Annotated in this window: 15 protein-coding genes; 13 read left to right on the top strand and 2 right to left on the bottom strand. The window is 55.5% G+C overall.

Annotated elements, in window-relative coordinates; all coding sequences use genetic code 11:
• The first annotated feature begins 61 nt into the window (after positions 1–61).
• The 4 genes from COMA2_RS00215 (at position 62) to COMA2_RS00200 (ending at position 5,800) form a co-directional block, all read left to right on the top strand.
• Complete coding sequence (locus tag COMA2_RS00215; protein WP_139076931.1) at positions 62–754, top strand: hypothetical protein; 693 nt, start codon at positions 62–64, stop codon at positions 752–754.
• Positions 755–3,229 carry an AfsR/SARP family transcriptional regulator gene (locus tag COMA2_RS00210; RefSeq protein WP_090893581.1) on the top strand — a complete coding sequence of 825 codons (2,475 nt, stop codon included), beginning with the start codon at positions 755–757 and terminating at the stop codon, positions 3,227–3,229.
• A gap of 363 nt (positions 3,230–3,592) precedes the next feature.
• A complete protein-coding gene (locus COMA2_RS00205) occupies positions 3,593–5,137 on the top strand; it encodes a S8 family peptidase (RefSeq protein ID WP_090893579.1) in 1,545 nt (514 codons plus the stop codon).
• A 312-nt stretch (positions 5,138–5,449) separates the two neighbouring features.
• The gene (locus COMA2_RS00200) at positions 5,450–5,800 is read left to right on the top strand and encodes a hypothetical protein (protein WP_090893577.1); all 351 of its coding nucleotides are present in this window, start codon (positions 5,450–5,452) and stop codon (positions 5,798–5,800) included.
• A 104-nt stretch (positions 5,801–5,904) separates the two neighbouring features.
• Here the strand turns inward: COMA2_RS00200 and COMA2_RS00195 are convergent.
• A protein-coding gene (locus tag COMA2_RS00195) for an IS3 family transposase (RefSeq protein WP_407919001.1) occupies positions 5,905–7,061 on the bottom strand; the annotation gives its coding sequence in 2 pieces (ribosomal slippage) (positions 5,905–6,797 and positions 6,797–7,061; 1,158 coding nt in all).
• 1,028 nt (positions 7,062–8,089) lie between these two features.
• Here COMA2_RS00195 and COMA2_RS00185 point away from each other — a divergent pair.
• The 5 genes from COMA2_RS00185 to COMA2_RS00170 all read left to right on the top strand — a co-directional run bounded on the left by COMA2_RS00185 (position 8,090) and on the right by COMA2_RS00170 (position 14,987).
• Entirely contained in the window at positions 8,090–11,506 is a 3,417-nt protein-coding gene (locus COMA2_RS00185) for a DUF7948 domain-containing protein (protein ID WP_090893571.1), read from the top strand.
• Between the two features lie 337 nt (positions 11,507–11,843).
• The gene (locus COMA2_RS19950) at positions 11,844–12,227 is read left to right on the top strand and encodes a hypothetical protein (protein ID WP_175304280.1); all 384 of its coding nucleotides are present in this window, start codon (positions 11,844–11,846) and stop codon (positions 12,225–12,227) included.
• Positions 12,224–12,643 carry a c-type cytochrome gene (locus tag COMA2_RS00180; protein ID WP_175304279.1) on the top strand — a complete coding sequence of 140 codons (420 nt, stop codon included), beginning with the start codon at positions 12,224–12,226 and terminating at the stop codon, positions 12,641–12,643. Before COMA2_RS19950 ends, COMA2_RS00180 begins: the two co-directional genes overlap by 4 nt.
• A 33-nt stretch (positions 12,644–12,676) precedes the next feature.
• Positions 12,677–13,879, top strand: coding sequence for a hypothetical protein (locus COMA2_RS00175; RefSeq protein ID WP_090893567.1), 1,203 nt, complete (start codon positions 12,677–12,679; stop codon positions 13,877–13,879).
• Positions 13,880–14,108: 229 nt separating this feature from the next.
• Positions 14,109–14,987, top strand: a complete 879-nt coding sequence (locus COMA2_RS00170; protein ID WP_090893565.1) for a hypothetical protein — start codon at positions 14,109–14,111, stop codon at positions 14,985–14,987.
• Positions 14,988–15,484: 497 nt separating this feature from the next.
• Here the strand turns inward: COMA2_RS00170 and COMA2_RS19945 are convergent, their stop codons facing one another.
• On the bottom strand, positions 15,485–15,640 hold the full coding sequence (locus COMA2_RS19945) for a hypothetical protein (protein ID WP_175304278.1): 156 nt from the start codon (positions 15,638–15,640) through the stop codon (positions 15,485–15,487).
• A gap of 293 nt (positions 15,641–15,933) precedes the next feature.
• Here COMA2_RS19945 and COMA2_RS00165 point away from each other — a divergent pair, with 293 nt between their 5' ends.
• From COMA2_RS00165 to COMA2_RS00150, 4 genes are all read left to right on the top strand, one after another.
• Entirely contained in the window at positions 15,934–16,734 is an 801-nt protein-coding gene (locus COMA2_RS00165; protein WP_139076929.1) for a type IV toxin-antitoxin system AbiEi family antitoxin domain-containing protein, read from the top strand.
• A gap of 6 nt (positions 16,735–16,740) precedes the next feature.
• Positions 16,741–17,610 carry a nucleotidyl transferase AbiEii/AbiGii toxin family protein gene (locus tag COMA2_RS00160; protein WP_090893560.1) on the top strand — a complete coding sequence of 290 codons (870 nt, stop codon included), beginning with the start codon at positions 16,741–16,743 and terminating at the stop codon, positions 17,608–17,610.
• Between the two features lie 368 nt (positions 17,611–17,978).
• Positions 17,979–18,242: a hypothetical protein gene (locus COMA2_RS00155; RefSeq protein WP_090893558.1), complete on the top strand. Its 264-nt coding sequence runs from the start codon at positions 17,979–17,981 to the stop codon at positions 18,240–18,242.
• A 359-nt stretch (positions 18,243–18,601) separates the two neighbouring features.
• Entirely contained in the window at positions 18,602–20,038 is a 1,437-nt protein-coding gene (locus COMA2_RS00150; protein ID WP_090893556.1) for a class II fumarate hydratase, read from the top strand.
• The last annotated feature ends 12 nt before the right edge of the window (positions 20,039–20,050 follow it).

The following is a 20,050-nucleotide window of genomic DNA, read 5'->3' as shown; positions in this document are numbered from 1 at the left end:
GGACTTGTTTTTTCGAAAGACCCGTGTAATGGTTCCCCTCCTCGGTCAATGGGAGCGTATCGTGGGGCAACGAAGGCAAAACCGTAAGTCTCTTGGCCTGGCCAAACTGACTCCGTCGACGTTGCCAATGATCCTCAAGCGACCCCGGCTCTTTCGGCTCCTCGACAAGGCGCGGCGGCGTCCGATCACTTGGCTTACAGCACCGGCCGGATCGGGAAAGACCACGTTGGTGGCGAGTTACCTGAAGGCACGGCGTCTGCCGGTGTTGTGGTATCGGCTGGATGAGAGCGACGCGGACCCCTCCTCATTTTTTCACTATCTAGCGACAGCAGCCAAAGCGCTCTCGCCACGTCGGCGCATGCTGTTGGCCGCATTGACGCCCGAATACTTCCTCGGTCTCCCTACCTATGCCCGGCGATTTTTCGCGCAACTCTGGGATTATATCTCCCTGCCTCGCGTGCTGGTCCTGGATAACTACCATGATGTACCAACCACCTCGCCATTGCATGGACTCCTCCAAGTCGGACTAAGCGAGTTGCCTGAAAAAGTGTGGACGATTGTCCTGAGTCGCGAGGAGCCACCGGACCAGATGGTGTCCCTGGAGGTGGCGCGAACACTGAGTTGGGTGAAGGCCGATGCGTTACGATTGACGCCCCGTGAAACGCAGCAATTGGCAAAGCTCCAACGACTTAAGAACGGCCCGAGCAGGAATTCTCGGTGGGTGACGCAGATCCACGCCATCACCCAAGGTTGAATGGCAGGAGTCGTGCTGTTCTTGGAGCATGCGAGAGCAGAAACAGCGGCAATGGTCTCGTCAGAGACCGCGCCATCACGCACGATCTTTCAGTATCTTGCCCGAGAAGTGATGGCGCGGTTGGAACCGGGCGCTCAGGAGAGCCTGCTTAAGATCGGACTGTTGCCCGAAACGACGGCCGAGATGGCGGTGACATTGACGGGCTTGCCTGGGGCGGGGGACTTACTGACACGACTCTACCGGATTCGATACTTCACTGAACGGGTAGATAGGCAGACGGTCTGGTACCGTTTCCACCCCTTGTTCCGGGATTTCCTGCTGACACAACTTCTGAGCAAGTATGAGCCAAAAGACGTCCAGCGCCTGCGACAGATCTCAGCCGGATTGCTGGCCGAGGCTGGGCGTCAAGAAGATGCGATCACCCTGTTGCGGGATGCGGAAGATTGGCCCACGATGAGCCGGCAGATCATTGCGATTGCGCCAACGATGCTCGGGCAGGGACGAGTGGCGACCGTAGAAGGGTGGATCTCTTCGATTCCTCCGACGGCAGCTCGCGAGTTTACGTGGCTGCGTTTCTGGCAGGGCTGTTGTCGTGTATTTCTGAACCCGAGCGAAGCGCAACATATCTTCGAAGAAGTGTTTGAGCGATTCGTGGCGGATGGTGATCAAGCAGGCATTTTGCTTGCCTGGACAAACCTCGTGCGGTGCATCCTTCTTCAATGGAAGTGTCTTCCCTGTCTGGATCAATGGATCGATCGATTCGCTGCTCTGCAGCCTGACGGAGCGCCCTATCCGAGCGACGAGATCGAAGCCCACGTGGCTGAAGCGATGGCGGGGGCTCTGGTCTGGAGGCGGCCGCAGAATCCTCAGACCCGATATTGGTTGGAACGCGCTATCGTCCTCAACGATCGATTGACTGGATTGGGCGCAGGACATGCGATCTTTTCGACCGAATCGTACCTGACATGGTTGGGCGATCTCGCAGGCGCTCGGAAAGGTAACGATCGACTCTTGGAGCGGGCATCGAAGCTCGGCGCTCTTCCTTCAATGAAAATGGTTTACTACATGGGGGAAGCCATGTTGAGTTGGATTGATGGTCGAGCTGAAGACTGTCGAACAGCCGTTCGGAAAGGGCTGTCATTAGCCGAGCGCGAAGGTATACATCTCTGGGACGGCTGGCTAATTTTTCAGGGCATTCAGAACAATTTGTTGAACGGTGATCTCGAGACTGTATGGCAGCAGCTCGAGAACGTTCAACGGGGATCCTTAGAAGGGCTGTATCTCAGCCAATACTATTATCAGGTTGCCTGGTATAGCCTTCTGATAGGCGATTTGCAGAGCGCATTGAGTATGTCCGAACAAGCGTTAGAAACAGCGGTTCAGGATGGTGGACCGTTTCCAGAAGCCCTCTGCTGCCTGCTGGCGGCTTCGACAAATCACAATTGTGGCAATCATCAAAAGGCGAAGGCACACAGGACTCGTGCTGAGACCATCGGCGAAGCAATGGGTAGTGACCTCTTGCGGTATGGGGCATGGCTTTTGGCATCTCAGTTTGCCTTTGACTCCGGTGACCGGGTGAAAGGTCTAGAATCGTTGCGAGACGCATTCGCCCTCGGTAGGAAACAAGAAATGACAGAGTATCCAGGCTGGCAAGCTCAGGCTATTGCGCGGCTCTGTGCCACCGCCCTCGATGAAGGAATCGAAGTGCCTTATGTGCAGGACTTAATCCGCAAGCGCTGGCTCCCACTCACACCGGAATTGCGGCCGGCAGCCTGGCCCTGGCGGGTTAAAATCTATACGTTGGGTAAGTTTCAGGTGCTGGTCGATGGGCAGCCGCTCGGCAAAAATCGCAAGGCCCCGCATCGTTTACTGGATCTGCTCCTCGCGCTTATCGTGTGCGGTGGACAAGACGTGCCGGTGTCGCGATTGATGGATGTGCTGTGGCCGGATGCGGATGGCGATCAGGCGCAGGAAAATCTGAAGAAATCAATCGCGCGCTTGCGAAAACTACTCTCGGTGGCCGACTCCATCCTTTGGCAGGAGGGGAAGGTCTCGCTCAATAAGAATCTTTGCTGGGTGGATGCGTTGGCGTTCGACAGCTTCGCCAAGCAACAAGACCAGTGGCCAATTGCACTCTATAAGGGGCCATTTTTGGGATATGACGAGATCCCAGCTTGGGCTGAGTCAGAGAGAGATCAGCTACGAACCACATTCGTCCGTCTAGTGAACCGCCACTGTGATCAGAGCAAAAATGCCGAAAAAGTAGAAGAGGCGATTCACTCGCTTGAGCATGCGATCGAAATCGATCCACTGGTCGAACCTCTCTATCAACGGTTGATTCCGTTACTCATGGCGCAAGGCCACCAAGCTGATGCGCGACGGTACTATCAGGCTTGCGTGAAGGCCTATCAACGATGGGGAAACGGAGACCTCTCCTCTGAAACCCTCCGCCTTGGTCAGACGCTCACTCAGTGACGGTAAGGCCTCCCTTAGCAAGCGAAGGCTTCTTCAATAGACGAGTTCTGTAGACCCGTCCAACTTCTGGACAATATTCCCCGGCATTCACAAATAGTTTTATATCCAGAAAATGAAGAACGCGTAACAAATGAATTTGTCCCCCAATCGGTCCCTCGATCAAGCGTATAGATTGTCGCCTATGAGATGTCGTCACTCAGTCATTGACGATAACAGTCCCACTTTCTGAGGCATGCTCAATCTTATGAAAGTTATCCATATGGGGTCCGAAAGTTACTGATTCAATTTGTTGTATACCTTCGAGGTCGGTGGCTGAAGACCGAGGAAAACACTTGATCAACAATCAACAATTGGAGAAGTCTTATGGGTAAAACAATTTCCGGCTCATATTGGAAAAGTATGGCTGTTTTACTAACGACGCTGTTTGTAAATGACTTCAGTCCTCGCTTGACTGTACCAGCGTTTTCACAATCTCATGGTTTAGTGCAGGGTGCAGATGCAGTAGTTCGCAAAGCAACTTCAGCAGGAATGGTTCGGGTCATTGCTCGTCTATCAAAGCCGGCGGCGCCAGAGGGACAGCCTCTCGAGAGAGAGGGATTAGCATCAGCGCGCCGCAATCTAGAACAGGCTATGGAGTCTGTTGGTGCGGTCAACAGCGAGCCAATAGAAGGGTTGCCGTATGTAGTTCTCGAAGTGGACAGAAGACAGCTAGATTCGTTACTAAGAAGCGGGATGATCGAAGCCATACAAGAAGATCGCATTGACCATACATTTCTTGCTCAGAGCGTTCCATTAATAAATGTGCCGAATGCCTGGAATGTTGGAGCTAGAGGTGCTGGGCAAACCGTTGCAATTCTCGATACAGGAGTTGATTCCAATCATACGTTCTTGGCCGGACGGGTTGTGAGCGAGGCTTGTTTTTCGTCCAATTCAGCAACGCAGGGTGCTTCTACGGTCTGCCCAAACGGGCAGACCAACCAAACTGGTGCGAGAGCGGGGGCAGCATGTGTCGGTATTGCAGGATGCGATCATGGAACTCATATAGCCGGGATTGCGGCGGGGCGTGGGAATAATTTCTCCGGTGTCGCGCCCGATGCCAATATAATCGCGATTCAAGTGTTCTCTAGACTTGTTGATACACCTGGTGGCGCCCAGAATTGTCGCAGAATGGGCAGAGCCTCACCGTGTGTTGGGTCGTTCATATCTGATCAGATCCGAGGGCTACAGGAGGTTCTGAACCTATCAAACCAGTTCGGAATCATCGCTGCCAATATGAGCATTGGCGGGGACCGGTTTGAGAGTGCTTGCGATACCGACTCTCGTAAAGCGGTCATTGATCGATTGCGTGACCACGGCATTGTTACAGTAATCTCATCCGGAAACGATGGGTTCACAAACGCAGTTGGTGCTCCAGGATGTATCTCCACGGCTGTAACGGTCGGCTCTACGACGAAAAGGGACATCGTATCGGATTTCTCTAATAGCGCGCCAACGGTGGACTTATTAGCGCCTGGTTCGTCGATTAACTCATCCGTTCCCGGAAATAACTTTGCAATCTTCAGTGGTACATCTATGGCTGCTCCTCACGTGGCTGGCGCTTTCGCCGTACTGGCGTCACGTGCTCCGGGGGCGACAATCGATCAGATTCAAAATGCGCTGATAAGCACCGGTGTAGATGTGACTGATACGAGAAATAACCTCTCACGGCCACGTATCAATGTTGGAAACGCACTAGAGGCTCTTGCTCCGCCAAGCAATTGGCAAGTGGCCTCGAGCGATGGAACTAAGTTTACGCATGCCGGTGAATGGATCAAAGGCTGGGCGACCGGGGAGTATTGGCGGCCGTTTGTGGCGGACGTGAATGGAGGCGGCAAGGCAGACTTGGTGGTGTGGTTTCCTGGGCGCTAGTGAAGCGTAACCGTCCGTCCGAGTACCGTAGTTGATGCGATCGGCTAACTCAGAGACGTTTAATGGCTTCAGATTGGTATAAGAATGGTTCTTGTAAAGAGATGCCTTCTCAAGGGTAAATACAATCAAGTGAACAATGACGTAGTGGTCAAATACTTTTTTGGCTCATAATAATGTTCTTGAGATGTACTGGTTTGTGGGATCGCCAAAGCCTAATCGATTTTCTAGCCAAACATCCCTACGAAGTACCTTGTTTTGTGTCAGTGTAACGCTTGAAAGATAGGTTCAACCATTTGTGACCAGAGGAAATTGATGTGGGTGCTGCTGACGATTTTGATTGTTTTCGCCTCAATGCCGGAGCGTTCCAGTCACGCGATGTCTGCTCAAGAATTAACGAAGTCGGTTTCAATTCTTAAAAAGAAAGCTGGCTCGGGAATGGTCCGAGTCATCGTCAAAGTCCGACCATCATCAGCTCAGCGAGAGATTGAATCTGCGAAGGCAAATATCGCGAAGGTTATGCGACAGGAGGGGGCGCCGGTCGTTGAACCTCTGGAAGGACAGCCTTTGATAGTGATGGAATTAAGCGCAGATCAGTTGGATCGATTGATCGCTACAGGTCTCGTGGAGTCGATCCAAGAAGACCGCATTGATCGCGCATTTTGAAGCGGCTTACGCTCATCGCGCAACCTAAGAATTAGGTCGAGACGATTTTGATCGAGGACACGGCGAGGTGACTGTGATCTTCCCTCGATTTCATGGACACGTGGTTACGCGACTGCTGCCCGCGCTTCATACTCAGCTGGGGAGTGATAGCCGAGGGTTGAGTGCCGACGCTGCCGATTGTAGAACCCCTCGATGTATTCGAAGATCTCCTTCTTGGCTTCGTCTCGGGTGGCATAGTGCCGATGGTACACGAGCTCCCGCTTGAGCGTTCCAAAGAAACTTTCGACGCACGCGTTGTCCCAGCAGTTGCCTTTGCGGCTCATACTGGGAATAAGGCCATACTCAGCGAGTCGGTGCTGGTAGCTCGTCGCGGCATACTGACTGCCGCGGTCCGAATGGTGCAGGAGCCCTACCCTGGGAATTCGGTTCATCACGGCCATCAGGAGGGCCTGCTCCGCCAACTCACCCGTTAATCGCTGGCCCATCGCCCAGCCGACCACCCGGCGTGAATACAGATCGAGTAGAACCGCCAGATAGAGCCAGCCCTCCCGTGTCCAGACGTAGGTCAGGTCTCCGGCCCACACTCGATTAGGAGCTTCAACCGTGAAGGCCCGATCCAGAGTATTTGCGGCCACCGGGAACTGATGCTGGGACTGGGTGGTGGCGCGCCACTTCGTCACGGTCTTCGCCCGAATACCGTCTTGGCGCATGAGCCGAGCGACGCGATGCTCGCCAACGCGGTGCCCCTGTTTGACTAAGGCGTCCCAGATCCGGGGACTGCCGTACGTTTCCCGCGACTCCTGGTGGATCACCCGAATGGCTGAGCGCAGTATACGCGTCTGGATGGACCGGGCACTTTCAGGCCGTGATCGCCACGCGTAATAGCCCGCTGCCGAGACGGCGAGGACACGGCACATTAAGCGGATCGGATAGCGACGGTCGTGTTCGTGGATCACGCGGTATCTCATCGCGACTCCTTCGCGAAGAACGCCGCCGCACGTTTTAAAAAATCCCGCTCCTGCTTCAAAATAGCATTTTCCCGCCGGAGCTGGATCAGTTCCGCCTGTTCGGCCCGGAGAGAGTGCCGGGTCTGTCCACACCCCTCAGCCTGCTGTTGCTCCGCGCGCCACCGGTAGAGGAGATGGTCCGCAATCCCCAGATCCCGCGCCACCTGTGCAACGGGATGTCCTGACTCCCGGACTAAGCGCACCGCTTCTTCTTTGAACGCCTCCGTATACGACCGTCGTGTCTTCGAGCTCATACTGTCCTCCGATTTCCTCATTCTCCCACTTAGGGAGGTGTCTGTGAAATCGGGGGAAGGGCACTGATTTGGTCGCCAGCTCAGACTAATGAGACTGCTCGTCAGCTGCAAAGAGTCCGAAGCCGTATCCTTGTTCTATCGCTGCAAGTCCGCATTAACCCGTCGGGCAGACCACCAACCTTCACCTGAAACCCAACGGCTGCTGAAGCTATTGCAACCAAGCTAGATCCCTCACCCTAGTCCCTTTCCCCTCTACCAGTCTTTCCCCCGACCGTTTTCGAATTTGTCCCTCCATTTGTCCCGCGCACCATGGTTCACTGTGCGCCCTATACAACCGAATAAAGAGGTGTGCGGTGCGGACCTGGCGCACAAGACGTCCCATCGCGATCGCGAATGCAGTTTCGACAGTGGCGGCTTTGCTGTGGCTACTGCTGGCCGCGGCGAATCCGGTCGAAGAGTCTGTTGCGCCCGACGCCGGATCGCATCTAGCTCAAGAGCTCGCAGACTTGCTGATCATCATTCAAGAGGAGGCGAGCGTGTCTTGCGAACCCTCACAATTGAGGGTGCCGTAATTGTTCGATGTGTCGAGCATGAGCGCCGATCGAATGAATTTGTCCCCCTGATTGTCCTAGCGTTGCGCTATAGGTGCCGGCCATACAGCAGCTATCCACTCACATATGAACACGGAGGTTTCTACGCGTGACACCCTCTTCTTTAGCAAGTTGCGGGTGCTCTTGGCGCGGGGGCGGCCGCATCGTCGATGCGTGTGGCTGACTGATTCCAGGAGGATGCTGATGCGCGATGCTTTGTTCTTCAGCATGCTGTTAAAGGCGGCCTTTCCTTTCAGTCGAACTACTTGGTTCAGAGTCCCAGTATCCCCCGCTGCCTCTGCGTATGGCTGCAACAGGATGCAGAAGGGACATTGTGGGAGAGGACCATAAATCCATCCTTATCCGTTCACCCGAAGGGAAGGCAAGTCAGATAAGAGTCAGACCCTGTGTTCCGAATTATGAATAGGAGGGAAAGCCATGACGCTGCTCAAAATGATCGGTCGCGCGCTTACGTGTGCCGCATTGGTGATCGCCTGGGAGGGAATCGCGGCGGCCTCCGTTGCTACTCCGACAGCTCCAACGCCCACGAGACAGGCAGTCACGACCACGATGCTGGGGATGCCGCTTCAGTTTGAAGTCAATCAGGGCCAGGTCGATGCCCAGGTCAAGTTCCTGGCGCGCGGCAGCGGCTACACCCTGTTCCTGACGCCGACGGAATCGGTCCTGGTGCTCACCGGGCGTGAAGCGTCAAATGTGAAGCGTGAAGCGGAGTCTGACCCGCCAGATGTCATTGGCCATGAGTCGCAGGAGTACAAGCACAGCGTGGTGCGGATGCAGCTTAAAGGGGCGAATCCTTCACCAACTGTCAGCGGTATGGAGCAATTGCCGGGTGTCGTGAACTATTTCATCGGCAACGACCCGGCGAAGTGGCGCACCAAGATCCCCACCTATGCCAAAGTGCACTACCAAGAGGCTTATCCGGGCATCGACCTGGCGTATTACGGCAATCAAGGCAAACTGGAATACGACTTCATTGTGGCGCCGGGTGCCGATCCGAATCAAATCAAGCTGGTCTTCGAAGGAGCGTCCGACATCACGGTCGCTGAGCGCGGCGATCTGCTCCTGACCACGGCGCTGGGCGATGTGCGCCTTCAGAAGCCGATCGTCTATCAGCTCGGACAGGATGGGCACAAAACCCTGGTGGCGGGGACCTATGTCGTGGCCGCGCCACCGGATCACTCACTGATGACGTCCCGTTTTTTGCCGGCACGGACTGTCGGCATTCAACTCGCAGCCTACGATCACAGCAAACCGGTGGTGATCGATCCGGTCATCGCCTACAGTACGTACCTGGGGGGCAGCTCGGCTGAGAGTGGACGTGGCATTGCGGTGGATAGCGCCGGGTCAGCCTACATCACGGGGGACACCATCTCTGCGAATTTTCCTGTGCTGTCCGCGAGCCAAGGGGGGCTTGCCGGAGTCACTGACGCCTTTGTCACCAAGCTCGATGCCACGGGGGCTCGGGTCTACAGCACCTACCTGGGCGGCAGCGGTTCCGATCTTGGATATGGCATTGCGGTGGATGGCGCCGGGGCAGCCTACGTCACGGGGCAAACAGGCTCTCTGAACTTTCCCGTGTTGACCGCGAGCCAAGGGGCGTTCGGAGGAGGTAGTTTTGATGCCTTTGTCACGAAGCTCGATGCCACAGGGTCTCGGGTCTACAGCACTTATCTGGGTGGCAGTAACACTGACGAGGGACGTGGCATCGCGGTGGATGGCGCGGGGGCGGCCTATGTCACGGGGGAGACACAGTCCGCGAATTTTCCTATGCTGGCCGCGAGCCAAGGAGTGTTCGCAGGAGGGGCTGACGTTTTTATCACGAAGTTTAATGCGGTGGGGGCTCGGGTTTACAGCACCTATCTGGGTGGCAGCAGTGTTGATTTTGGATTGGGTATCGCGGTGGATGGCACCGGGGCCTCGTATGTGACCGGGTACACAATCTCCACGGACTTTCCCGTACTGTCCGCGAGTCAAGGGGCGCTGGCAGGATCTATCGATGCCTTTGTCACCAAGCTGGATGCCACAGGGGTTCGGGCCTACAGCACCTACCTGGGTGGCATCCATACTGATGAGGGACATGGTATCGCGGTGGATGGTGCCGGGGCGGCCTATGTCACGGGGCGAACAGAGTCCCCAAACTTTCCCGTGCTGTCCGCGAGCCAAGGGGTGCTCGGTGGAGATCTTGATGCCTTTATCACCAAGTTTAATGCTGTGGGCGCTCGGGTTTACAGCACCTATCTGGGTGGCAGCAATAACGATGAGGCACGTGGCATCGCGGTGGATGGCGCCGGGGCAGCCTACGTGACGGGACGGACGAACTCCACGAATTTTCCCGTTCTGTCCGCGAGCCAGAGCGTATATGGAGGAGTGCTCGATGCCTTTGTCACTAAACTCGATACCGCTGGGGCTCGGATCTACAGCACCTATCTGGGTGGGAGCGGTGCCGATCTTGGATATGGCATTGCGGTGGACGGCGCCGGGGCAGCCTACGTCACGGGACAGACAGGTTCCCTGAACTTTCCTGTATTGTCCGCGAGCCAAGGGGCGCATGCGGGATCTGGTGATGCGTTTGTCACCAAGTTATCCGGGAAGCCCATTGCGAATGCCGGTTCTGATCAAACGGCGTCGGAAGGGGCGCTGGTCACATTGGACGGCATCGGCAGCACGGCCGCCGATCCCACTTACACGTGGACACAAATCGCCGGCCCCCCGGTTTCTCTGGTCGATTCCGGATCGGCGCATCCGACATTCACGGCTCCCCATGTGCCGCCGGCCGGGGACATGCTGACCTTCGAACTGCATGTGTGCGAAGGGACCAGTACGACGAACTGCAGTGATCTCGATTCCGTGAACGTCCGCGTGACCAATGTCAATCAGCCGCCGATGGCACAAGCCGGCCCGGATCAGACCGTGCAAGAAGGCAGTCCGGTCACGCTCGACGGCACAGCCAGTTTCGATCCCGACTTCGAACCGCTGACCTATACGTGGTTCCAAGTGTTCGGCCAGCCGATCACCCTGACCAATCCCCTGACGGCGACGCCGAGCTTTATGGCTCCGTCCGTGGGAGCCGGAGGAGGACAAGTTGATTTTGAGCTTATCGTCACCGATGCCCATGGATTGAACCATGCGGATTACGTCTCGATATTTATCAGCAATGTCAATCAGCCGCCGCTGGCCCACGCCGGTCCGGATCAAACGAAGAACGAGCAAACGCTGGTGACGCTCGACGGCAGCGGCAGTCACGATCCAGACTCGGACAGCCTGAACTATAGCTGGACCCAGACCGGCGGGCCGTCCGTGGCCCTTACCGGCGCGAACACGGTCAATCCGACCTTTACTGCGCCGAGTGTAGCCGCCGGTGGAGCGTTCCTAACCTTCCAACTGGTGGTCCACGATGGGCACGTCAGCAGCTCCGCCGATACCGTGCGAATTGCGGTGGTGAACGTGAACGACCCACCGGTCTGTAGCCTGGCCCAGGCGAGCCCGAGTCTTCTCTGGCCGCCGAATCACGCCATGGCTCAGGTGAGCATCATGGGGCTGACAGATCCACAAAACCAGACGCTCACGATCACCTATCCGAACGTGACGCAGGATGAGCCGATCAATGGTCTCGGCGATGGAGACACGACTCCGGATGCGGCCGTATCGGGGAATGACATCCTGCTGCGCGCGGAACGATCCGGGTCCGGGAATGGCCGGGTCTATGTGGTGCATTTCACGGCGACGAATAGCGACGGCGCCCATTGCAGCGGCAGCGTGAAGGTGGCGGTTCCACACAATAAGAAAGATCCGGCGGTCGAAGGCTCGCAGCTCTACAACTCGTTTGGCCCATAGGAGAGCATCGAGGCGGGAGCCATATATGGCTCCCGCTTTGAGAAGGGGCATAGAAAGATGTGGAAAAAGTCCTCCAGCGGCGTTCTGTCACCGCTCAGAGGCTCACCTATGGCGCGGAGTACGATTCGCTTCTTCGCTTGTTGCAGCCTTGCTGGATGGCCTTATTGCGCATCTTGCATAGCTGTTCAGCCTCGTCTCAAACCTCGATAGCAGCCTGATTAGGAGATGAAGGTAGGATCTGTCGCATGAATCGGACTGGATTCAATGAATCTGTTTGGATTCGGCCTATTCGATCGAGGGGTCGAAGACAGCCAGGGCGTGCTTCACACGAATTCGCGTGAAACGACGATATTTCCCACAATACTTGCGCCCATTGGCGGACTACGACGAGAGCACAGGATTTGCTAGGGATAACAGCAGTCCCAGATCGATACCGCGTAATGAGCGTCAGGGCTCTCTCCAAGCGGCGATCACTACGGTGGCTGAAATGTGCAACGCTGAATTCGAACATGTGACCATGACCTCAGACTTCACGATTGTCCGATGTTCCTTCGTTCAGGTTTCATCGGGATATTCTGTCATCACCGCAGTCTTTCAACCGGACACCGCGGACTCGACGAACGACCAAATCACCTTAACCCCGGCCATCACCGGCGGCAGCTCCACTCTGACGCTGCTCGCCGGGCGATATGCAGGCATGTGGAAAAGGAGGACAACATGAAGATGACACACTTTAGTCTTGTCGCGTTGAGCGCAGCGTTCCTGGCGTGGCCAGCAGCAGTCATTGCGGGAGATTTTAAGACCCCGATTGCTCCGGAGGAAGTTCTTAAGTCCTCGAACCCGATACCACCGACTTCCGAGGTGGTGAAGGAAGCTCCGAGTATTTATGAAACCAAGTGCAGCAAATGTCACGGTGAGAAGGGTGATGGGAAAGGATCCGCCACGAAAGGATTAGACGTCAAACCGAGAAATTATACGGACAGAAGCGTGATGGAGAAAATCCCGGATGGGCAACTGTTTTGGATCATCGCGAATGGAAGCGACCCTGAGGCGACGGAGATGGGTGCCTACAAGAAAAAGCTCTCCGAGGAACAGATGTGGGCGCTCGTCCACCACATCAGAAAGTTCACACAGTAACCTCGCAGGATCATGACATGGAAGGGAAGCGGAATGCGGATGCGAGCGTTGTTTGCGTTCATGCTGAGCATCGCGGCGTCGGGATTGCTGACAATCATGGCGCCACAGGAGGCGAAATCTATTCCCGCGTTTAGCCGGCAGACGGAGAAGTCCTGTTCAACCTGTCACCAAGCACTCCCGAAGCTGAATCAAACGGGGCAAAGCTTTCGCATGAACGGATTCCGGTTTCCAGAGGACAAGGAGTGGTCCGACATCCAAGATATGAAACATGTGCCTGTGTCGACGCGAATTATCGTGGAGGCCGAATACAACAACGCGGGTAATAGCAAGCCGACGTCGAAGCTAGGAGTGGCCACGATTGAACTCATGGCCGGTGCCCCCCTGGGCAAGACCGGCATATTTTCTCCCTATATCGATATTGGGTATGCGAATAGGACAGTCGCGATTAATCAGGCCTATGGACAAGTAAACGATCTGATTGGAGCGACCGGGCATGGATTGCTCAACCTTAGATTTGGCCAGTTTGATATTGCACTTCCGTTTCTGTCTCATTCGCAACGGGTCATGCGGCAACGATACTTTGCCCAAAGCGCACTCGGTCTCCTCGGGGCACGTGCGCAGACCGTCACGCCGCCTGGGGTCGCGGTGGCCGATGAAGCCATAGAATTCTACAACACGGCGGTGGAGCTCAACGGACAACTGGTAGGAGACACGCTCACCCATCGCTATATGGTGGGCGTATTTCAACCACAACAATTGACGGAGGTGAACCGGCTTGAGAATCCGGGGGTCTATGCGACTTATGCGCTCACGCTGTTTGATAACTACCAAATCGGGGCCATCTATAAGCGGGATGTCGTCAACAATCCCTCGGTTGTGATCCCGGACGGGAGGAAGGCCCTCAATAAGTGGGGCATTGCCGGGGAAGGCAAGTTCGGACCGCTGATCGTCACGGCTGGGTATTTCAGGTCAGCCTCGCTCGATCGCCGCGATTTTCAGAATGTTCTTGTGGAAGGCCTGTATATTCCAAATAAAACGTGGTCGTTCGGTGCCCGATGGGATCATCTGATGCAACAGGGAGCCCAGTCCGGCTCACGCACGACCGCGATGATTCGGTATCACATCACCACCAGCGTCTACGCTCAAGGAGAGTGGCGCGTGACGAATTCGTTCAACACCGGACAATTCGAACCGGATTCGTTACAGGGGCGATTGTTTATGAATGCCGGCTTTTAGCCATATTGAGCGACGGCCTGGATATGCCGAGCCCGCAGAGGATGCGATCCTTTGTGCGATTCTAGAACAGCGGAGCTTCGCTGATGTTATGTAGTCACATGCGTAGTTGCAGCTCTTTACCACGGGAGATTAGGCTGACATTTCCGCCCCGTCAGTTCATGGGCCGCATGGCAGAAAAGACGATGCGATACACCTTCTAACCATGCTTGCTCTATTTTCGAGTTTTGGAATGCGTTTTTTGTTTCCTGTCCCGGTCTTATCGTTTGCAATCTGTTTGCTTGCCAATGCATGTGGGCTCACCAACACGAAAGTCGTGGACGAAATGCTGGTGGATAACCCACGCGGTGCCGTATTTCTTCAGAAAGCTGAGGATGGGTGGTTCGGGACCGCCCATCCGCTGGCGATGAGTCCTGCTTTTCTGGCTTCTGTTTTTCGAGGGGTGCACGTCAAAGCTACGGAGAGAGGGCAAAACTATGAAAGTCCTGTCTTTTCCGATGACGATACCGAGTTCCTCACCCCATTAATTAGTACTGCCCTCTCTCAGGCCGTCAGAAGTCAGGTGGTCGGATTCCGGGTCAGTCGCGATACGGATATGGGAAGTGAAACAACGGGCGGAATACTCTACATACAGGGACGTTTGTTGCACCTCACGTTCACCCACTACCGCGCACAGCGAGACCGTGCTAGTCCGGCTGGTATGTCAGCACGAATTGACCCTAATCCCACAGGATTGAACACACGTCAGCTCGGTTTCGTTCCGGAATCTGCGAGGCGATCAAGCAGGAACACGCAGCCGGACGTCACCAAGACGCCTCCTATCGCCTCACTCGTCATTGAGTACGAGGCTATCCCTGCCTGGTTGGCACCATCATCGACACAGCCCCAACCTCAACTCGACCAGGCTCCTGTTATCCCACGGCATAATCAGTCCATCCATTCGACACGCGATGCCGCCGCCTCTCACAATACACATGTGGCACCAGGTACGGAGAATTCCGTCCAAGCGCCTGGTAGTGGAAAAGAGACGGAGTTGGAAACATTAAAGGAGAAAGTGCGCACGCTCCAGCGCCGTCTCTTGGAACTTGAGGGTAATACACAGAGAAAATAAAAGCCGTAACAGCTGGGGTGGAAGGCTAACCTGTGAGGGAAAGCACAATCGTATGATGTGGGCAGTCCGCATAAGCCTCTGAACGTTTTGCTAGATCCGCATAGTAAGTCCAAACATCTCCTCTCCGCTATTGCGGTGCGATCCGGTATCGTAGCCGGGTCAGTAAAGGGCATGAGTGCTGTGAGGGAGGTGCTGGCGGATGAAGACATTTACCGCGTACTTAGAATGGGATCCCGAAACAAACTTGTATGTGGGCTTTGTGCCTGGGAATCCAGGGCACATAGCAGTGGAAAAGCTTGGACGAATTGCGGAAGAATCTGAAAGAAGTGCTGGGGCTTTGTCTTGAAGAATCTTAACTCAACACTCACAACTTCCTCGACCATCAGCCGTCACCTTCTCCGCCTTGCGCCGCTACTAAAGACACCGTATCCGGGCTGCACCGGCACGATCGAGGTTCAAGTGCCCCGCAACAACAAGGACCGAGCTGTCGAAGGAACCTAGCCATACGATTCTTTTTGGCCTTTAGGCGAGAATCGAGGCGAGAGCCATATGGTTCCCGCTTCGAGAAGGGCATAGGTTTTCCCGAGTTCTTTTCCCCTCCCACTCAAGACAATATCCGGCTGAACCTCATCACCAAGAGCTGATAGGCTCATTCATCGAATCCGCTTCTGCGCAGTGCAATATACCGTAGTTCTTCGCGTTTGCAGATCGCCACAATTTTCTACAATCACGTCTTGCTCGATAATACGGTAGACGATTCTGATGTCTTTCTTAGCCGCGTAGAGCTTGCAATAACCTCTGAGGTCGAAGCCGGCTTTGTTTCCGAGATGTTCCTCGAGGAGGGGAAGGTTTCGAGCTTCTTGAGCGGATATTGCAGTTTAAGAGGTTCGTGTTGTATTTTATGAAAATTGCCCATCAAGCAATCTGCATAAAATACAACACGGTCATGAAACGCAAGCTTGGACAGCTCGAATCCCAACTGCTCGCCTTTGCGCATATGCGGAAGACCCGCACCTTGAGGATTGGTGATCTTCGTGGACCACTGCGTCTCAGCGCCAAACAGGAGCGCGAATTATTCAGCCGTATGGCGCGAGCCAAGCTGATCGCCAGAATCCGTCCTGGGCTGTACGTCATTCCACCGCGTCTGCCATTGGGCATGGCTTGGACTCCCCGCGAGGCAGAGGCGTTGAACGCCTTGATGAAGGATGCAGGAGGACGGTACCAAATCTGCGGTCCTAATGCCTTCAATCTGTACGGCTTTGACGAACAAGTCCCGATTCGTGTGTATGCGTACAATAATCGGATTTCCGGAGAGCGGAAAATCGGTGCGGTCGAGCTCACGCTCATCAAGGTAACTGATAGGCGACTAGGTGACACGGAAATCGTTGCTTCAACGGATGGAGAGGAAGCCATCTACTCATCGCGCGTACGGTCCTTAGTGGATGTCGTATATGACTGGTCGCGTTTCAACGGCATCCCGCGCGGGTATGAGTGGATTCGTCGGGAGTTGAAGACGCGGCGGATCACTGCGGGGGAGTTGGTGGCCAGCACCCTGCGCTATGGAGACAAGGGTACGATCCGCAGAATTGGTGCCCTGCTGGAAGGGGAAGGCGTCGAGGAAAAGCTATTGCGCAAGCTGGAACGGGAGATCAGGCGAACGAGCGGACCTATCCCGTTGAATCCCAGGAAGCCAAAACGAGGCCCAGTGAATCAACGCTGGGGTGTGGTGATGAACGAGCGGATGTGATGTGTGATGCGGGATCTCTTCACTCAGATTGAATTCTTTCGTGAAGCGTTGAGTTTCACGAGCCAGAGCTCCGGTTTTCCTGAGCGGCTGATCGAAAAGGATTATGTCTGCACGTTGTTGCTGGAAGTTTTGACTGCGGCGCATGATGAGCTGGTATTCAAGGGCGGCACCTGTTTGGCAAAGGTGTATGCCGATTTCTACCGCATGAGCGAAGATTTGGACTTTGTGATTCCCATGCCCGTGGACGCGTCTCGCTCAAAGAGGAGCGCGCATGCCAAGAGTCTAAAAGACATCATCGGCGCGCTTCCGGAGCAATTTCCCTTTGTGCGTGTGGTCGAGCCACTGACGGGTTTCAATAACTCGATGCAATACAATGCTGTTGTCGGGTATGCCTCCTCTCTTGGGGGACGAGAAGAGACGATTAAGATCGAAGTGGGCCTTCGTGAGCCGCTAAGGCTGCCGCCTGTCGATGCAGCGGCCAAGACGGTTCTGCTTGACCCTGTGTCTCGCGAACGACTCGTTCCTGTCATCAAAGTGCGCTGCATTTCCAGAACCGAGGCTCTTGCCGAAAAGTTTCAAGCCGCCTTGTCACGGCGAGAATCTGCTTTACGGGACTTCTTTGACTTGGATTGTGCCGTCCGGAACCTGGACTTGAAACCCGATGACGGCGAATTGGTAGCGCTGGTGCGTGACAAGATGCAAATTCCCGGTAACGATCCGATCGATGTTTCAGCAAGCCGCATGGCCGATCTACGGCAGCAGCTTGAGCCGCAACTGCGCCCCGTTTTGCGGTCTGAAGATTTTCGGGAGTTCGATTTGGACAGGGCATTTGGAATCGCTGCACGCCTGGAAGAGCGGTTGAGGAGTCTCCGATGATCACCGACATCCGTAGCGAAAATCGGTGCTCCACTCTTGCCGGGTTTTTGCGCGACCGATTCGAATGGGACGCGTCTTTCAGCCGAACACCACCCGACACACTCTTCCCCCGATAGCCCACCGGGTCATTCAGCACGTCGACCATGAAGATCCAATCGGATCTACAAGGTAGAGACATCTTGCCGGATTGCGTCTTTGAGGAATGCGAGTAGAGTCTCCACAGGATCGTCATAACTTTCGTCGGCGTAGATTACGACTGTATGCAGAGGAGGTGCGGATACCCGTCGCGGACGAACAGAAAGGGGGGGCCGGTCCTCCGCGTGACTGTCGAACCTGTTCAAACATCCAACCTGTTTGAGGAGGCAAAGATGAAGACTCTCAGCTATTCGCTGATGACAGTGGGACTGATACTGGCGCTCGGGGGAGTCGTGGCCGTGTTCGACTTCGATCAACCCTCGGATGTATTTTCGTCGGCCTGGTGGATGATTGTCGGTGGATGGTGTCTCGTCTTAACAGGGATAGGGATGGATATCTTGCAGCTGTTCACGATCGCTAAACGCGAACCGGCATACGTATTTCAACCAGAGACGAATGTGTCTAAAGGAGTCAAAGGGGACGTCACTCGCACCTGATGATCTGAGAGGGGTTTCTTACGCGCGGGCTTTTTGCCTAGGATGAGCGGTTGGAACGGATCGTTGGATTCACCGGTTTTCATAAAAGCCCGCCTTCCACAGGCGGGCTTTTGCATTTGTCGATAGGCAACTTCCTGCCTCACCAATTCCCAGAGCCCTCCGTCGGAGGTATTTTCAGGACATGCCGATACCGTCGCCGGCGCGGACCTTACTGCAACCGGGACTCTGTGTATCAGTGATAGAGGACCCTTAGCTAATTGACGAGAAGTCATCGTGTTCTGCTCTTGTGAAAGTGAGGGGGCTGAGTTTATCATGACGCCCGCAAGCAGTCGGAACCTCTTACACATGGAGCACTGTGCATGAAACAGGATCAGAACAAGCCGTCGGCATCGACTCGGATTGAGCAGGATACCATGGGGGAGCTGGCTGTCCCCGTTGAGGCGTACTACGGAGTGCAGACCGCGCGCGCGATCGAGAATTTCCCGATCAGTTCGCTGCGCATGCCACGGGGAGTGATTCGGGCCATGGGGATGATCAAGCGGGCCGCCGCGACGGTGAATCACTCCCTTGGCTTGTTGGACAAACAACCGGCCGAGGCGATCAAACTGGCGGCGACCGAAGTGGTCGACGGCAAACTGGATGCGGAATTTCCGGTGGATATTTTTCAGACGGGGTCCGGCACGTCCACCAATATGAACACGAACGAGGTGATCTCGAACCGCGCGACGGAGCTGCTCGGCGGGGCGCGCGGCAGCAAGCTCGTGCATCCCAACGACCATGTGAATCTCGGCCAATCGAGCAACGACGTGATTCCCACGGCCATTCACATCGCCGCGTCGGAAATGATGCAGCAGCAGTTGCTGCCGGCGCTGACTCGATTGAATAAGGCGTTGAAGCGCAAGGCGAAGGAGTTCGATCAGATTGTAAAAATCGGGCGCACACACCTTCAAGACGCCACGCCGGTCCGCCTCGGGCAGGAATTCGGCGGCTATGCCAGGCAGATAGAGCTCGGTATTCAGCGGGTCACACAAGCCCAGGCGGCCTTGAGCGAAGTCGCATTGGGTGGGACCGCGGTCGGCACGGGGTTGAACTGTCATCCGCAATTTTCAAAAAAAGTCATGGCCGTCATTTCCAAAGAAACCGGCTGCTCGTTTAAAGAAGCCAAGAATCATTTCGAGGCTCAGTCGGCACAGGACTCCCTGGTTGAGGCGAGCGGGTGCCTGCGCACCCTGGCCGTGAGTCTCATGAAGATCGCCAATGATATTCGCTGGCTCGGCTCCGGGCCGCGGTGCGGGCTCGGTGAAATCAATCTGCCCGAGACGCAGCCCGGGTCTTCGATCATGCCGGGGAAGGTCAATCCGGTGATTGCCGAGTCCGTCACCATGGTCTGCGCGCAAGTGATCGGGAACGATGTGACGGTGACTGTCGGCGGGCAGGCGGCGAATTTCGAGCTGATCGTCATGATGCCGGTGATGGCCTATAATCTTCTTCAGTCCATCGAGCTGTTGGCTACAGCCTCCGATAACTTCTCGGCCAAGTGTATTGAAGGGATCAAGGCGAACGAAGAGCGGTGCAAGAGCCTTATCGAGGAAAGCTTGGCGATGTGTACGGCCTTGGCGCCGGAGATCGGCTACGAAGCCGCGGCCAAACTGGCGAAGGACGCCTATAAGTCCGGCAAGACGGTCAGGCAGGTGGCGAAAGACCAAAAGGTATTACCGGATAAACGTCTCGCCCAACTCCTTGATCCCTGGCGTATGACCGAACCGGGCGGACCGGTAGGGAGCGCGGGAGGATAACCGAACCGCGCG

The sequence above is a fragment of the Candidatus Nitrospira nitrificans genome (genome assembly GCF_001458775.1).
In the GTDB taxonomy this organism is placed as follows: domain Bacteria; phylum Nitrospirota; class Nitrospiria; order Nitrospirales; family Nitrospiraceae; genus Nitrospira_D; species Nitrospira_D nitrificans.
The sequence above is the reverse complement of the archived record's forward strand: the minus strand, read 5'-3'. Positions and strand labels throughout refer to the sequence as shown.

Bases quoted from the DNA above. Each gene is read 5' to 3' on its own strand.
- COMA2_RS00150 (WP_090893556.1), top strand. From the start codon at position 18,602: ATGAAACAGGATCAGAACAAGCCGTCGGCATCGACTCGGATTGAGCAG.
- COMA2_RS00205 (WP_090893579.1), top strand. From the start codon at position 3,593: ATGGGTAAAACAATTTCCGGCTCATATTGGAAAAGTATGGCTGTTTTA.
- COMA2_RS00210 (WP_090893581.1), top strand. From the start codon at position 755: ATGGCAGGAGTCGTGCTGTTCTTGGAGCATGCGAGAGCAGAAACAGCG.
- COMA2_RS00155 (WP_090893558.1), top strand. From the start codon at position 17,979: ATGAAGACTCTCAGCTATTCGCTGATGACAGTGGGACTGATACTGGCG.
- COMA2_RS00180 (WP_175304279.1), top strand. From the start codon at position 12,224: ATGAAGATGACACACTTTAGTCTTGTCGCGTTGAGCGCAGCGTTCCTG.
- COMA2_RS00170 (WP_090893565.1), top strand. From the start codon at position 14,109: ATGCGTTTTTTGTTTCCTGTCCCGGTCTTATCGTTTGCAATCTGTTTG.
- COMA2_RS00185 (WP_090893571.1), top strand. From the start codon at position 8,090: ATGACGCTGCTCAAAATGATCGGTCGCGCGCTTACGTGTGCCGCATTG.
- COMA2_RS00175 (WP_090893567.1), top strand. From the start codon at position 12,677: ATGCGGATGCGAGCGTTGTTTGCGTTCATGCTGAGCATCGCGGCGTCG.
- COMA2_RS00160 (WP_090893560.1), top strand. From the start codon at position 16,741: ATGCGGGATCTCTTCACTCAGATTGAATTCTTTCGTGAAGCGTTGAGT.
- COMA2_RS00165 (WP_139076929.1), top strand. From the start codon at position 15,934: ATGAAACGCAAGCTTGGACAGCTCGAATCCCAACTGCTCGCCTTTGCG.
- COMA2_RS19945 (WP_175304278.1), bottom strand. From the start codon at position 15,640: ATGAGCCTATCAGCTCTTGGTGATGAGGTTCAGCCGGATATTGTCTTG.
- COMA2_RS00200 (WP_090893577.1), top strand. From the start codon at position 5,450: ATGTGGGTGCTGCTGACGATTTTGATTGTTTTCGCCTCAATGCCGGAG.